The 13,636-nt window shown below is 59.0% G+C and carries 13 protein-coding genes and 7 tRNA genes; 11 read left to right on the forward strand and 9 right to left on the reverse strand.

What is annotated here, in order from left to right; genetic code table 11:
• The first annotated feature begins 74 nt into the window (after positions 1–74).
• The 3 genes from ettA (at position 75) to AB5Z05_RS06685 (ending at position 3,773) form a co-directional block, all read left to right on the forward strand.
• Positions 75–1,742: an energy-dependent translational throttle protein EttA gene (ettA, locus tag AB5Z05_RS06675; RefSeq protein ID WP_005338959.1), complete on the forward strand. Its 1,668-nt coding sequence runs from the start codon at positions 75–77 to the stop codon at positions 1,740–1,742.
• A gap of 93 nt (positions 1,743–1,835) precedes the next feature.
• Positions 1,836–2,165, forward strand: a complete 330-nt coding sequence (locus AB5Z05_RS06680; RefSeq protein ID WP_005343410.1) for a hypothetical protein — start codon at positions 1,836–1,838, stop codon at positions 2,163–2,165.
• Positions 2,166–2,429: 264 nt separating this feature from the next.
• Positions 2,430–3,773: an NCS2 family permease gene (locus AB5Z05_RS06685; protein ID WP_005343409.1), complete on the forward strand. Its 1,344-nt coding sequence runs from the start codon at positions 2,430–2,432 to the stop codon at positions 3,771–3,773.
• Positions 3,774–3,945: 172 nt separating this feature from the next.
• Here AB5Z05_RS06685 and gltX read toward each other — a convergent pair whose 3' ends face one another.
• On the reverse strand, positions 3,946–5,361 hold the full coding sequence (gltX, locus tag AB5Z05_RS06690) for a glutamate--tRNA ligase (protein ID WP_368150655.1): 1,416 nt from the start codon (positions 5,359–5,361) through the stop codon (positions 3,946–3,948).
• Positions 5,362–5,634: 273 nt separating this feature from the next.
• Here gltX and AB5Z05_RS06695 point away from each other — a divergent pair, with 273 nt between their 5' ends.
• The 3 genes from AB5Z05_RS06695 (at position 5,635) to AB5Z05_RS06705 (ending at position 8,989) form a co-directional block, all read left to right on the forward strand.
• A complete protein-coding gene (locus AB5Z05_RS06695; RefSeq protein ID WP_368150657.1) occupies positions 5,635–7,737 on the forward strand; it encodes a methyl-accepting chemotaxis protein in 2,103 nt (700 codons plus the stop codon).
• Between the two features lie 99 nt (positions 7,738–7,836).
• On the forward strand, positions 7,837–8,505 hold the full coding sequence (locus tag AB5Z05_RS06700; RefSeq protein WP_047436096.1) for a LysM-like peptidoglycan-binding domain-containing protein: 669 nt from the start codon (positions 7,837–7,839) through the stop codon (positions 8,503–8,505).
• 274 nt (positions 8,506–8,779) lie between these two features.
• The gene (locus tag AB5Z05_RS06705; protein WP_005338972.1) at positions 8,780–8,989 is read left to right on the forward strand and encodes a cold-shock protein; all 210 of its coding nucleotides are present in this window, start codon (positions 8,780–8,782) and stop codon (positions 8,987–8,989) included.
• A gap of 239 nt (positions 8,990–9,228) precedes the next feature.
• Here AB5Z05_RS06705 and AB5Z05_RS06710 read toward each other — a convergent pair.
• The 8 genes from AB5Z05_RS06710 to orn all read right to left on the reverse strand — a co-directional run bounded on the left by AB5Z05_RS06710 (position 9,229) and on the right by orn (position 10,651).
• Positions 9,229–9,304, reverse strand: a tRNA-Gly gene (locus tag AB5Z05_RS06710).
• A 24-nt stretch (positions 9,305–9,328) separates the two neighbouring features.
• Positions 9,329–9,404, reverse strand: a tRNA-Gly gene (locus tag AB5Z05_RS06715).
• Between the two features lie 24 nt (positions 9,405–9,428).
• Positions 9,429–9,504, reverse strand: a tRNA-Gly gene (locus AB5Z05_RS06720).
• Between the two features lie 24 nt (positions 9,505–9,528).
• A tRNA-Gly gene (locus tag AB5Z05_RS06725) sits at positions 9,529–9,604 on the reverse strand.
• A gap of 25 nt (positions 9,605–9,629) precedes the next feature.
• Positions 9,630–9,705 (reverse strand) — tRNA-Gly (locus AB5Z05_RS06730).
• Between the two features lie 33 nt (positions 9,706–9,738).
• Positions 9,739–9,814: transfer RNA gene (locus AB5Z05_RS06735), tRNA-Gly, on the reverse strand.
• Positions 9,815–9,851: 37 nt separating this feature from the next.
• Positions 9,852–9,927, reverse strand: a tRNA-Gly gene (locus AB5Z05_RS06740).
• A gap of 178 nt (positions 9,928–10,105) precedes the next feature.
• Positions 10,106–10,651 carry an oligoribonuclease gene (gene orn, locus AB5Z05_RS06745; protein ID WP_042080584.1) on the reverse strand — a complete coding sequence of 182 codons (546 nt, stop codon included), beginning with the start codon at positions 10,649–10,651 and terminating at the stop codon, positions 10,106–10,108.
• A gap of 91 nt (positions 10,652–10,742) precedes the next feature.
• Here orn and rsgA point away from each other — a divergent pair, with 91 nt between their 5' ends.
• From rsgA to AB5Z05_RS06770, 5 genes are read left to right on the forward strand one after another with little or no spacing between them, the layout of a single operon-like run.
• Positions 10,743–11,777, forward strand: coding sequence for a small ribosomal subunit biogenesis GTPase RsgA (gene rsgA, locus AB5Z05_RS06750; RefSeq protein WP_368150661.1), 1,035 nt, complete (start codon positions 10,743–10,745; stop codon positions 11,775–11,777).
• 28 nt (positions 11,778–11,805) lie between these two features.
• Positions 11,806–12,678, forward strand: a complete 873-nt coding sequence (asd, locus tag AB5Z05_RS06755) for an archaetidylserine decarboxylase (RefSeq protein ID WP_026034874.1) — start codon at positions 11,806–11,808, stop codon at positions 12,676–12,678.
• Positions 12,675–12,944, forward strand: a complete 270-nt coding sequence (locus tag AB5Z05_RS06760) for a VF530 family DNA-binding protein (RefSeq protein WP_005338981.1) — start codon at positions 12,675–12,677, stop codon at positions 12,942–12,944. Before asd ends, AB5Z05_RS06760 begins: the two co-directional genes overlap by 4 nt.
• Positions 12,934–13,185 (forward strand): DUF2960 domain-containing protein, encoded by a 252-nt coding sequence (locus AB5Z05_RS06765; protein WP_005338984.1) that lies wholly within the window; start codon positions 12,934–12,936, stop codon positions 13,183–13,185. Before AB5Z05_RS06760 ends, AB5Z05_RS06765 begins: the two co-directional genes overlap by 11 nt.
• Before the next feature lie 2 nt (positions 13,186–13,187).
• The gene (locus tag AB5Z05_RS06770; RefSeq protein ID WP_368150664.1) at positions 13,188–13,577 is read left to right on the forward strand and encodes a hypothetical protein; all 390 of its coding nucleotides are present in this window, start codon (positions 13,188–13,190) and stop codon (positions 13,575–13,577) included.
• Positions 13,578–13,636: the final 59 nt, after the last annotated feature.

Here is a 13,636-nt window from a genome sequence, read left to right on the forward strand (position 1 = left end):
CGACCTGGCCCCACCACGACATCAGTCTGTTAATGCCAAGACATTAACCTGCTGAAAAGGAAGAGAATTAGCCAATGGCTCAATTTATTTACACCATGAACCGGGTCGGCAAGGTAGTGCCGCCCAAGCGTCATATTCTCAAGAACATCTCCTTGAGCTTCTTCCCGGGCGCCAAGATCGGCGTGCTGGGTCTGAACGGCGCCGGTAAATCGACCCTGCTGCGCATCATGGCAGGCATCGACACCGAGATCGAAGGGGAAGCCCGTCCGCAGCCCGGCATCAAGATCGGCTACCTGCCGCAGGAGCCGAAGCTGGAGCCGGAGCAGACCGTACGCGAAGCGGTCGAAGAGGCCGTTGGCGAAGTGAAGCGCGCCATGGCCCGCCTGGACGAGGTCTATGCGGCCTACGCCGACCCGGATGCCGACTTTGACAAGCTGGCCCGCGAACAGGGCGAGCTGGAAGCCATCATCCAGGCTCAGGGTGGCCACAACATGGAAAACCAGCTGGAGCGCGCGGCCGATGCCCTGCGCCTGCCGGCCTGGGATGCCAAGATCAAGCACCTCTCCGGTGGTGAGCGCCGCCGTGTGGCACTCTGCCGTCTGCTGCTGGAAAAGCCGGACATGCTGCTGCTGGACGAACCAACCAACCATTTGGATGCGGAATCCGTGGCCTGGCTGGAGCGCTTCCTGCACGACTACGAAGGCACTGTAGTGGCCATCACCCACGACCGTTACTTCCTCGACAACGTGGCGGGCTGGATCCTGGAGCTGGACCGCGGCGAAGGTATCCCGTGGGAAGGCAACTACTCCTCCTGGCTGGAGCAAAAGGACGCCCGTCTGGCGCAGGAAGCAAGTTCCGAAGCTGCCCGTCGCAAGTCCATCGAGAAAGAGCTGGAGTGGGTTCGTCAAAACCCGAAAGGGCGTCAGGCCAAGTCCAAGGCCCGTATGGCTCGCTTCGAAGAGCTCAACACCAACGACTACCAGAAGCGCAACGAGACCAACGAGCTGTTCATTCCGCCCGGACCCCGCCTCGGCGACAAGGTGGTGGAAGTGGCTAACCTGCGCAAATCCTACGGTGATCGTGTACTGATCGACGATCTGTCGTTTGCCATTCCGAAGGGTGCCATCGTCGGCATCATCGGCCCGAACGGTGCCGGTAAGTCGACCCTGTTCCGCATGATGTCGGGTCAGGAGCAGCCGGATTCCGGGGCCATCACGCTAGGTGAAACCGTGGTGCTGGCCTCCGTCGATCAGTTCCGCGACAGCATGGATGACAAGAAGACGGTCTTCGAAGAGGTCGCAGACGGTCAGGATATCCTGCGCATCGGCAACTACGAGTTCCCGAGCCGCGCCTATATCGGCCGCTTCAACTTCAAGGGTTCCGACCAGCAGAAGCGGGTTGGCGAACTCTCCGGTGGTGAGCGCGGTCGTCTGCACCTGGCCAAGCTGCTGCAGACCGGCGGCAACGTGCTGCTGCTGGATGAACCGACCAACGATCTGGATATCGAAACCCTGCGCGCCCTCGAGAACGCCCTGCTGGAGTTCCCGGGTTGTGCCATGGTCATCTCCCACGACCGCTGGTTCCTCGACCGTATCGCCACTCACATCCTGGACTATCAGGATGAGGGCAAGATCGAGTTCTTCGAAGGTAACTTTACCGAATACGAAGAGTGGAAGAAGAAGACCTACGGCGCCGAGGCGATCCAGCCCCATCGCGCCAAGTACAAGCGCATCGCCAAATAAGGCTGACTACGTGTTGAGGGGAGCTTCGGCTCCCCTTTCTCTTGCCTTTTGACTTACAATCCTAGACGGATGCCTTTGCATGGATGTAGCACGATGACGACCCCCATAGAGAAAAAACTCACCATCCAGATCCGGGTTGAACCGGGTTGCCTCGGGCCGGATGGCAAGGAGCACATAGAGACCTTCTGTGCTGCTGCCGCCAAGATTTTTGCCGCCGTGGAGCCCGAGCTGGTGAGCTGGGTGCTGATCCCCCGCTACGACAAGCAACTGCCTGAGCAGGAGTTCTTTATCGAGGGGCGCAAGCTAACCGAAGAGCAGGCAAGCCTCTTTCTGCGCCGCTTCGGCCGTGAACTGGGTGAAGTGCAAGACCGGCTCGACTCGGTGCTGGCCCAGCTGGTCGAGCGCTACTTCAAGACCCTTTAAGCCCCCAATTTTCGATAAAAGGTTCTCTGCTGAGAACCTTTTTTCATGCTCAAAAAGCAAACGTTTGAATTTTTGCTCTATTCATTGATCTGCTTCGCAGATCCGGGGTTTGTAAACGGCGCCGCCTGTGTAAAAATGTGCGCGCTGTCACGGTATCAGGACGAGTCTGGTTACTTAACCGCCAGAAACAGGGCAATTTACCCCGCATGGATGGGATAGCCCGTTCCCCTGCTGCTTATTTCACGTCACCTATTGGAATCCAACATGAATCAACAACACCAAGCTGCCAATCAGGCCGCCGGGCAAGGATTGCTTGAGCGCCTGTTTGCCCTGCAAGGCCATGGCACTACCGCCCGCACCGAAGTGATTGCCGGTATCACCACCTTCCTGACCATGGTCTACATCGTGTTCGTCAACCCGCAGATCCTCTCTGCGGCGGGCATGGACACCCAGGCCGTGTTCGTCACCACCTGCCTAATCGCCGGTATCGGCAGCATCCTGATGGGCCTGTTGGCCAACCTGCCGATCGCGCTGGCCCCCGCCATGGGCCTCAACGCCTTCTTCGCCTTCGTGGTCGTCGCCGGCATGGGTTACTCCTGGCAAGTGGGCATGGGCACCATCTTCTGGGGTGCCATGGGTCTGTTGATCCTCACCCTGCTGCGGGTGCGCTACTGGCTGATCGGCAACATCCCGCTCACCCTGCGCGTCGGCATCACCGCCGGTATCGGCTTGCTGATCGCCCTGCTCGGCCTGCACAACGCCGGGATCGTGGTGGCCAGCCCCGCGACTATGGTGACCGTGGGCAACCTCACCTCCCTGCCCTGCCTGCTGGGTCTGCTCGGTTTCTTCCTGATCTGCATTTTCTCCGCCCGCGGCGTCCACTCCGCCGTGCTGATCGCCATCGTGGTCACCACGGGTCTGGGCTGGCTGTTTGGCGATGTCACCTTCAAGGGCTTTGTCTCCATGCCCCCCAGCATCGAACCGGTGTTCGGCCAGCTGGATCTGATGGGATCGCTCGATATCAGCCTGGCCGGGATCATCTTCTCCTTTATGCTGGTCAACCTGTTTGACTCTTCCGGCACCCTGATCGGTGTCACCAACCGCGCCAAGCTGGCCGATGACAAGGGCCACTTCCCGCGCATGAAGCAGGCGCTGATGGTGGATAGCGTGAGCTCCGTCGGCGGTGCTTTCATGGGCACCTCCTCGGTTACCGCCTTTATCGAGAGCAGCTCCGGCGTCGCCGTCGGCGGCCGTACCGGTCTGACCGCCATCGTGGTCGGCCTGCTGTTCCTGCTGGCGATCTTCTTCTCTCCGGTCGCCGCCATGGTGCCGGCCTACGCCGCCGCTGGCGCCCTTATCTATGTGGGCGTGCTGATGTGCTCCGAGCTGACCCGGGTGAAGTGGGAAGATCTGACCGAAGCGGTACCGGCCTTTATGACCGCCGTCATGATGCCGTTCAGCTTCTCCATCACCGAGGGGATCGCCGTGGGCTTTATCTCCTACTGCGTGATGAAGGCAGGCACCGGCCGCTGGCGCGAAATCAACCCCTGCGTGCTGGTGGTGGCCCTGCTGTTCGTCCTCAAGTTCGTCTGGGTCGACAGCCACTAAGCGGCACTCTGTCCCAATAAAAATGCCAGTCAGCTGACTGGCATTTTTTTATCCAAAGTATTTTCGACCTGTGCGCTGGCCATAAAAAAATCCGAAACCAGTGGTTTCGGATTTTTGCTATTCAGTATGTGGCAGAGCGGGGTAAGCCCCTCGTCTGCCACATCGGCAGAGCTTACTCGGCAGCCATGCGGGCTTCGATATACGCCAGCGCGCGGTCAATACGCGCCAGGACGCGCTCCTTGCCCACCAGTGCCATTACGGCGTCGATGGCAGGGGATTGGCCCAGACCGGTGACGGCCACGCGCAGCGGCATACCAACCTTGCCCATGCCCTGACCCAGCTCGGCGGCGGTCGCTTCAATCAGCTCGTGCAGCGCTTCGGTGGTCCAGCTATCCAGTGCAGCCAGCTTGGTTTTGGCCAAGGTGAGCGGCTCGGCAGCGACGCCACGCAGGTGCTTCTTGGCGGCCGCCTCGTCAATGACTTCGTACTCTTCGAACAGATAGCGGCTCTGGGCAGCCATCTCGACCAGGGTGTTGCAGCGCTCGGCCAGCAGGGTGACTACCTCGGCCAGAGCCGGGCCATTGCTGGTGTCGATCTTCTGGTTTTCCATGTGCCATGCCAGATGCTTGGCAACATAAGCCGGATCCAGGCTGCGCATGTAGTGGTTGTTCAGCCACAGCAGCTTGTCGGTATTGAAGGCAGAGGCGGACTTGGAGATGGCATCCAGGCTGAACAGCTTGATCATCTCGTCCAGGGTGAAGATCTCCTGATCGCCGTGGGACCAGCCCAGACGCACCAGGTAGTTCAGCAGCGCTTCCGGCAGGTAGCCATCGTCGCGGTACTGCATCACGGAAACGGCACCGTGGCGCTTGGAGAGCTTGGCGCCGTCGTCACCCAGGATCATGGAGACGTGGGCAAATTCCGGCACCGGCGCGTTCAGCGCCTTGTAGATGTTGATCTGGCGCGGGGTGTTGTTGATGTGGTCTTCACCACGCACCACGTGGGTGATCTCCATATCCCAGTCATCGACCACTACGCAGAAGTTGTAGGTCGGCGCGCCGTCGGTACGGCGGATGATCAGATCGTCTAGCTCGGTGTTGGCGAACTCGATGCGGCCACGGACGTGGTCATCGAACACCACAGAGCCTTCGGTCGGGTTGCGGAAGCGGATCACGTGCGGCGCATCGGCCGGGTGATCGTGGGCGTGGTCGCGGCACTTGCCGTCGTAACGGGGCTTCTCGCCGTTGGCCATCTGGCCTTCGCGCAGTGCTTCCAGACGCTCTTTGGAGCAGTAGCACTTGTAGGCGCGGCCATCGGCCAGCATCTCGTCGATCAAACCGTTGTAGCGATCGAAGCGCTTGGTCTGGTAGTAGGGGCCCTCATCCCAGTTCAGCTCCAGCCATTCCATGCCCTCAATGATGGCGTCGATCGCCTCCTGAGTGGAACGTTCCAGGTCGGTATCCTCAATACGCAGCACGAACTCACCGCCCTGGTTCTTTGCAAACAACCAGGAATAGAGTGCGGTACGGGCACCGCCGACATGCAAAAAGCCGGTCGGGCTGGGAGCAAAACGGGTTTTGACTTTCATCTTTAAGCCTTGTGTAGAGGGCCTTGGGCCAATTCGTTAAAAAAACCGTCGCATTTTAGCACCGACAATCACGGATGGGAAAACCATGACGCCATTGCGGGCTAAAGTAGGGGATTAAATCTGTCGCCATTTGCATCTGTAGCCCGATATTTGAAGAGGATCGCAAAACCGAAGCCCCGTTTCCGATTTGCTATGCACAATGCTGGAGAGCTGCCTCCTCCGGTCGATACCCAAATAACGCTCACCACACTTCTCACGAACAAGGAAGAGACGATGCAGTTCCGTTCTATCCAGAATCGCATTCTAGTGATGGCCGGGATCGCCATGACCGCAGCCCTGGTCATCCTGATCCTGCTCAACCAATACTCCGGCAAACAAACCCAACAACTCACCATCAGCTCCAGCCGTGAAGCGCTGCAGCAGGAGGCATGGCAGAAGGTCAGCGCCAATGCCCGCGCCGAGGCGGCCACCATCACCCAGCTGCTGCAAAAAGGGCTCTCCTACACCCAGCAGATGGCCAGCGCCCTCGCCCTGCAACAGCAAGGCAAACTGCCGCTGGATCGCCAACAGGCCACCGACCTGCTCAAGGCGCAGCTCGCCCTTGAACCCCAACTCTATGGCGCCTTCGCCGGCTTAGAACCCAACGGTTTCGACGGTCAGGATGCCAGCTTTGCCGGTCAGACCGAGCTCGGTAGCGACAGCAAGGGGCGCTTTGTCCCCTACTTCTATCGCGACAAGGATCAAATCGGTACCGATCTGCTGCTCTCCATCGAAAAAACCGACCCGGACGAATTCGGCAATCCCGCCAACGACTACTACGCCTGCCCGAAGCGGGAAGGACGCTCTTGTCTGATCGATCCTTTCAAAGTGGATATCAACGGTCAGCAGGTGCTGGTGAGCACCATCACCACCCCCATCATGGTGGATGGTCAGTTCAAGGGGATCGCCGCGCTGGATCTGGCGGTGGACTCCATCAGTCGTCAGGCCAAGAGCCTCAACAGCAATATCTATGACGGCAAGGGCGAAACCCTGATCGTCAGCGCCGCCGGTGTCATCACCGGCACCAGCGGTGATGCCAGCCTGCTCGGTAGCAGCGCAAGTAAGGTGCTGGGCGACCAGTGGCAGCAGTACCTGAAACCGGAAATTCAGCGTCAGGAGCTGGACGAGTCATTCCGTATTTCCGTCCCCATCATGGTGTCGGGAATGAGCCGCAACTGGGCCATCATCGTCACCCTGCCCTACAAGGTGGTACTGGCGGGCGCCGATCAACTGGAAAGCCAGCTGAGCAACATGAACCAGGCAGCCATGACCCAGCAATTGGTGGGCGCCGTTATCGTACTGGTGCTGGCGCTGGCCACCATGCTGGTGATAGCCCGCAGCATCACTGGCCCCATCCGTCAGATGGTCAGCTTGGTGGATGACATCGCCGATGGTGAAGGGGATCTCACCAAACGCCTCACGACCCGCTCGGTGGATGAGCTGGGGGATCTCGCCAAGGGGATAAACCGCTTTATCGACAAGCTGCAAGGGCTGCTCGGGGATGTGCTCAAGACTGCCAGCGAGGTGAACCGCTACGCCGGTGATACCGATCGCATCGCCGGCCAGACCGACAACAACCTGCAGCACCATCAGGCGGAGATGGAGCAGATGCTGACCGCGGTGCAGGAGATGTCCTACGTCAGTCAGGAGGTCGCCACCCACGCCAACAACACCGCCGACTCGGCCAAACAGGCGCAAGGCGCAGCCGATCAGGGCAAGGAGCGCTTCCAGCAGGTGATCCAGTCGATGCACAAGGTCGCGGCAGAAGCCGGTAAAGGGGCCGAAGTGGTGGAAGGGCTGGCTCACGACAGCGCCCAGATCACCAGCATCCTCACCGTCATTCAGGGGATTGCCGATCAGACCAACCTGCTGGCTCTCAACGCCGCCATCGAGGCTGCACGGGCTGGCGAACAGGGCCGCGGCTTTGCGGTGGTGGCCGACGAGGTGCGCAAACTGGCGGGCAATACCCAGCAGGCGGTACAGAACACCCAAGAGTTGATAGAGAAGATCCGCCTCAGCTCCACCAATGCAGTCAACGCTATCACCCAGAGCCAGCAGCTGACCCATCAGGCGGTGGGCGAGGCGGATCTGGCGGAAGAGGCGCTAGGCAGCATCTACCAGGCCATCTCCACCATCAACGACATGACCTATCAGATCGCCTCCGCCGCCGAAGAGCAGAGCTCGGTCTCAGAAACCGTCTCCGGCAACCTGTCAAAAACCAACGCACTGGCCAACGACATTGCTCAGGATGCGACCGAAACGGCCAAAGCCAGTCAGGCATTGCGTCAAGCGGCCGACAAATTGCAGCAATTATTGGGTCAATTTCGTCTCAGCTGATAATTTTCCGCCTCAGGACTCTCCCCCTCGGGGGCGAGTCCGTTTACCATAGGCGACGAATTTGCCTGATGGCAGGCAATGTAGTGAGAGGTAAATGCCGTGCCCACCCCGGACCGTCGCCCACGAGGCCATAACAGACGAGCCCAGCAGCGTCGCCAAGACGAATCTCAAGGATCCCTGCTCCATCGCATCAATGCCGCGACCCTGTCCCTGCGCCAACGTTTTGGCCAAGGGATGAGCAACCTCGGCCAACGCCGCCAGGATGCCAAAGCAGGCAAATTCAAGCTGTCCAGCCCGCTGCCCCGCAAAAACACCATAGGTCTGCTGATCCTGATCCCGCTCTGGTTGCTGGTGCTGGCCTGGGAGCCAGCGCCATCCGCCCCCAAAGCCGCCCCTTCCGGCTCGCTGGAAGTGCCGCTGGCCGTGCCTGCTCAAGCTCTAACTGTCGGCAGTGGCGCGGCAGGCAGTGCCCCCGCGGCAGCCAAGCCGGTCGAAGAGAAGGTCAACGGCACCTGGCTGCAACACGATGTGCAGGCGGGTGAGACCCTCTACTCCATCTGGCGTAAATTCGAGTTGCCGGGTGCCGAGCTGAGCCGCCTGATCGCCATCGAGGGGCCGGATCGTCCCCTGACCCGCCTGCAATCGGGCCGCTCTATCTTCATCCTGGTGGACGACACCCGCCGCATCCAGCGGGTGGAGATCCGCTCCTACGGTCAGGCGGTTTACCGCTACGACCGGCAGGGCGAAGGGTTCGCCCTCAAGGAATAACAACATGGGAGGCGCTGGCCTCCCGTTTTTTTTCAGTCAAATATCTTCAAATAAGCTACTGACTTCACAATATTTTTAGCTTGTTCAAAAAACGAAAGGGGTCAAATTGACAAGGATCGGCGCTAACGTACAATCGTTTGTGCTTTAGACAGGGATTGTTCTACGTGCTACTGGGACAAAGAGACGTGGTCAGTCATGAGCCAACCCCTGCTTGCAAGGCAAATGCAGCCCAGCACGGGCTTAGTTTCATTTTGTTATTGATAGGATTTAGCACATGTCTGACATTCGCACCGGCCAGGTAAAATGGTTCAACGAAACCAAGGGTTTTGGCTTTATTGAACAATCCCAAGGTCCGGACGTATTCGTTCACTTCTCCTCCATCCAGAGCACCGGTTTCAAAACCCTGGCTGAAGGTCAAAAAGTCCAGTTCACTGTGACCCAGGGCAAAAAAGGCCCTCAGGCTGAGAACGTTACTCTGGTCTAAGCCCGCGCCAGTGAATCATGCAGGAGGAGCCAAGGCCCCTCCTCTTTTTTGCCCGCAATTCTCGCCTCCCACCACCTGTTACAACCGCTTGCCTCGTACAATCCGCACCATGAGCCCACATCCCCTTCCTGTTGGCAGGAGGTGGTAGAGACGCACCTAGTAAACGCCAGGTACGACAAAGCATCGCAGCGCGATGTGAGGGGCAATTCAGAGGGATTATGAAGACTTCGAAGAGAGATTGGAGCGGGAAACGAGACTCGAACTCGCGACCCCGACCTTGGCAAGGTCGTGCTCTACCAACTGAGCTATTCCCGCAACAGAATGTCATTTACAAGTGATTGGAGCGGGAAACGAGACTCGAACTCGCGACCCCGACCTTGGCAAGGTCGTGCTCTACCAACTGAGCTATTCCCGCAACGAAATGTCACTTACAAATGTTTGGAGCGGGAAACGAGACTCGAACTCGCGACCCCGACCTTGGCAAGGTCGTGCTCTACCAACTGAGCTATTCCCGCAACAGAATGTCATCTGCAAGTGATTGGAGCGGGAAACGAGACTCGAACTCGCGACCCCGACCTTGGCAAGGTCGTGCTCTACCAACTGAGCTATTCCCGCATCGGAATATCACTTACAAATTTTTTGGAGCGGGAAACGAGACTCGAACTCGCGACCCCGACCTTGGCAAGGTCGTGCTCTACCAACTGAGCTATTCCCGCAACAATTTGGTTGTCTTGAGGCTGGCTGATGATTGGAGCGGGAAACGAGACTCGAACTCGCGACCCCGACCTTGGCAAGGTCGTGCTCTACCAACTGAGCTATTCCCGCATCGGGCTGGTTTGCACCAGTGTCATCATCAGATTTTTGGAGCGGGAAACGAGACTCGAACTCGCGACCCCGACCTTGGCAAGGTCGTGCTCTACCAACTGAGCTATTCCCGCAACTACCTTAAAACAGGCCGTACAGCATTTGGTTGCTTGCGCTACTGTACGGGAGCCGAATTATAAGAGCAGTCATTCCAATTGCAAGGGCTTTTTTGTCTGGTTGCGCGCGTTCGCTCAAAAGCTGGCCGAACTGTCGATTTTAGCAGCCAGAGTATGACAAACCCTTGCCGGGGAATCAGATCTTGAAGACGTGGCTGCGATAGAACTGCAGCTCGGCGATGGATTCGCGGATATCGTCCAGCGCCTGGTGGGTGCCGCTCTTCTTGAACTGATCCAGCAGTTCCGGCTGCCAGCGGCGTACCAGCTCCTTGATGGTGCTGACGTCGACGTTGCGGTAGTGGAAGAAGGCTTCCAGCTCGGCCATGTGCTTGACCATGAAGCGGCGATCCTGACCGATGCTGTTGCCGCACAGCGGGCTGGTGCGCTCCGGCACCCACTGGCGAATGAACTCGAGGGTCTCGGCAATGGCTTTCGCCTCATCGTGCTGGCTCGCCTTGACCCGGGCCACCAGACCGCTCTTGGTATGGGTGTTGACGTTCCAGTCGTCCATCTTGGCCAGCTCTTCATCACTCTGATGGATGGCGATGACCGGCCCTTCGGCCAGTACGTTCAGATCCTTGTCGGTGACTATGGTGGCAATCTCCAGTACCACGTTCTCTTCGGGGTCCAAACCCGTCATCTCCATGTCGATCCATACCAGGTTCTGCGCGCTGACTGTCATGATTGCTCTCTCTATTGGGAGGAATGGCGGAATTTTGCCAATTTGCATGTATCATACTGGCTTTGGATCTGTTCATAAACTGGCGAATCGAGTGGCAAAGAAAGCAAAACTCAATCTGGGTCAACAAAGGCGCGTCCAGGCCAACCGCGAACGGCGGCTGCAAAAAGATCACTCCACAGTGGTGGATGACACCCTGTTTGGCCCCGCCATCGAAGGGGTGGTGATCAGTCGTTTTGGTCAGCACGCAGACGTGGAAGCGGTCGATGGCACCATCCACCGCAGCAACCTGCGGCGCAGCAGCATCAGCAGTCTGGTGTGCGGCGACAAGGTGGTGTGGCGTCCCGGCCTCAATGCCGCGACAGCGGGCGTCATCGAGGCGGTGCATCCGCGCCACTCGGTACTGACCCGGCCGGACTTCTACGACGGGGTCAAACCCATCGCCGCCAATATCGACCAGATCATCATCGTCTCGGCGGTGATGCCCGAGTTCTCCACCAACATCGTCGACCGCTACCTGGTGGCCGCCGAGGATGTGGAGATCCGCCCCCTCATCGTGCTGAACAAGGTCGATATGCTTGATGATGCCGCCAGAGCGCGCATCGAGCTCCAGCTCGAAACCTACCGCAAGCTCAATTACGAGGTGCTGCTGGTAAGCTGCGAGAGCGGTGAAGGGCTGGATGAGCTGAAAGCCAAGCTCACCGACAAGATCAGCATCTTCGTCGGCCAGTCCGGGGTGGGCAAATCCTCGCTCACCAACGCCCTGATGCCGGGGCTGGATGTGCTCACCGGCGAGATCTCCGAAAACTCGGGGCTCGGCCAGCACACCACTACCACGGCGCGGCTCTACCACTTCCCGAGCGGTGGCGATCTGATCGACTCCCCCGGGATCCGCGAGTTCGCCCTCTGGCATCTGGAAGCCGACCGCATCACCTGGTGCTTCGTCGAGTTTCGCGACTATCTGGGTGGCTGCAAGTTCCGCGACTGTACCCACAAGGACGATCCCGGCTGTGCCCTGCGCGCCGCGGTCGAAGCGGGCGCCATCAGCGCCGATCGCTTCCACAACTATCACCGCATCCTGGAAACCATGCAGGAAGCCCGTCACGGTCGCCAGCAAGCGCGCCTGTGACCCTGTTTAACCTACGTTGATGATGAACATGAGCATTACTGACAACCTGAAAATTGCCGGTCAATACTGTCTGCCCAAGCACGCCCTCTCCCGTCTGATCGGCAAGTTTGCCGCCGCCGAAGCGGGCAACATCACCACCAAAGTGATCGAGGCCTTTATCAAGCAGTATCAGGTCGACATGAGCGAGGCGCTGCACGAGAGTCCGGCCCACTATAAGAGCTTCAACGAGTTCTTCACCCGCGAGCTCAAGCCCGGTATCCGCCCCGTGGTAGAAGATGCCATGACCCTGGCGCTGCCGGTCGATGGCACCGTCAGCCAGCTCGGCCCCATCCAGCAAGGTCGCATCATCCAGGCCAAGGGCCACGACTACAGCGCCCGCGAGCTGCTGGGTGGCTATGAGGATTTGGTGGCGCCGTTCAAGGATGGCGACTTCGCCACCATCTATCTGGCACCCAAGGATTATCACCGCATCCACATGCCGCTGGATGGTGTGCTGGAGAGCATGGTGTTCGTGCCGGGGGATCTTTTCTCCGTCAACCCGCTCACCGCCGAGAACGTGCCGAACCTGTTTGCTCGCAACGAGCGGGTGGTCGCCACCTTCCGCACCCCGCACGGCCCGATGGCGCTGGTGCTGGTCGGTGCCACTATCGTGGCCAGCATCGAGACCATCTGGGCCGGCAACATTGCGCCGACCAAAGAGAAGAAGGTGGTGCGCTGGGACTACACCGGCGACGAGGCCATTACCCTGCAGAAAGGTGCCGAAATGGGCCTGTTCAAGCTGGGCAGCACCGTGGTCTGCCTGTTTGGCCCGGGTATGCTGGCCGGTTTCGAACCTCACTTGGCCAACGGGGTCACCACCCGCATGGGTCAGCCCTTTGCCAAGCTGGCGGAGCAGGCATGAGCGAGCAACCGAACGCCTCGCAGAAGAACAACCCGCTGCACGGGCTGACGCTGGAAGCCATCGTCACCGCGCTGGTCGAATACTACGGCTGGGAAGAGCTGGGGCAGCAGATCAATATCCGCTGCTTCACCGATAATCCCAGCATCAAGTCCAGCCTGAAGTTCTTGCGCAAGACCCCATGGGCTCGGGAGAAGGTCGAAAGCCTCTACCTCTACGTCCAGCGCAAGCAAGCCAAATCGAAGAAGGAAGGGCAAGATGGCCTTTAAGATTACCTACACCTATAAAAAACAGGCCAAAGAGATCGGCTACGCGAACGACAAGTTCCGCAGCATCTACGACGCCATCGCCGCTGCCGAAGGGCTGGATCTCACCAGTTTTCACGCCATGGAGGCCCAGCTGGCTCAGGTTTGTCGCCGTGACAAAAAGAGCGTGAAGGATTATCAGGAGAACTACTTCAAAGAGTTGGGATTCTCCAACATCGTCATCGAACGGGATCTGCAGGAGTAACCATGCGCACATTGACTCTGATGGCCGCCTCTCTGCTGCTGGCGGCATGCAGTACACCGGAACAACATCTGGTGGGCGGCGATCGCGACAGCCACGGCTGTATCGGCAGTGCGGGCTATCAGTGGTCAGCGCTGACTGGCAAATGTGTGCGCCTGTTTGAAGAGGGTATCCGGCTCAATCCAACCGATGCCAGCCAGACCAGCAGCGCCTTCGTGCTGTTCAACGCCGATCAGAGCAAGGCAGAGCTCACCCTGCCGACCGGCGAGCTGCTTGCGCTGACCCGTCAAGGTGCGGAGGGCAACTGGTCGTGGCAGGGTAGCGGCTACACCCTCTTTATCTGGAAGGGTTATGTGCTCAAGCACGGTGACAAGGCGATCTATCACGGGGAATAACCCGAGCGCCTGATATCTTCACGATATCCACCAAATAAAATGCCGACCAAGAGGTCGGC

The organism is Aeromonas sp. R2-4 (genome assembly GCF_040908365.1).
GTDB lineage: Bacteria > Pseudomonadota > Gammaproteobacteria > Enterobacterales > Aeromonadaceae > Aeromonas > Aeromonas veronii.

What these genes read in the sequence shown, in the direction of transcription:
- ettA (WP_005338959.1), top strand. Translation starts at nt 75, where the DNA reads ATGGCTCAATTTATTTACACCATGAACCGGGTCGGCAAGGTAGTGCCG.
- AB5Z05_RS06680 (WP_005343410.1), top strand. Translation starts at nt 1,836, where the DNA reads ATGACGACCCCCATAGAGAAAAAACTCACCATCCAGATCCGGGTTGAA.
- AB5Z05_RS06685 (WP_005343409.1), top strand. Translation starts at nt 2,430, where the DNA reads ATGAATCAACAACACCAAGCTGCCAATCAGGCCGCCGGGCAAGGATTG.
- gltX (WP_368150655.1), bottom strand. Translation starts at nt 5,361, where the DNA reads ATGAAAGTCAAAACCCGTTTTGCTCCCAGCCCGACCGGCTTTTTGCAT.
- AB5Z05_RS06695 (WP_368150657.1), top strand. Translation starts at nt 5,635, where the DNA reads ATGCAGTTCCGTTCTATCCAGAATCGCATTCTAGTGATGGCCGGGATC.
- AB5Z05_RS06705 (WP_005338972.1), top strand. Translation starts at nt 8,780, where the DNA reads ATGTCTGACATTCGCACCGGCCAGGTAAAATGGTTCAACGAAACCAAG.
- orn (WP_042080584.1), bottom strand. Translation starts at nt 10,651, where the DNA reads ATGACAGTCAGCGCGCAGAACCTGGTATGGATCGACATGGAGATGACG.
- asd (WP_026034874.1), top strand. Translation starts at nt 11,806, where the DNA reads ATGAGCATTACTGACAACCTGAAAATTGCCGGTCAATACTGTCTGCCC.
- AB5Z05_RS06760 (WP_005338981.1), top strand. Translation starts at nt 12,675, where the DNA reads ATGAGCGAGCAACCGAACGCCTCGCAGAAGAACAACCCGCTGCACGGG.
- AB5Z05_RS06765 (WP_005338984.1), top strand. Translation starts at nt 12,934, where the DNA reads ATGGCCTTTAAGATTACCTACACCTATAAAAAACAGGCCAAAGAGATC.
- AB5Z05_RS06770 (WP_368150664.1), top strand. Translation starts at nt 13,188, where the DNA reads ATGCGCACATTGACTCTGATGGCCGCCTCTCTGCTGCTGGCGGCATGC.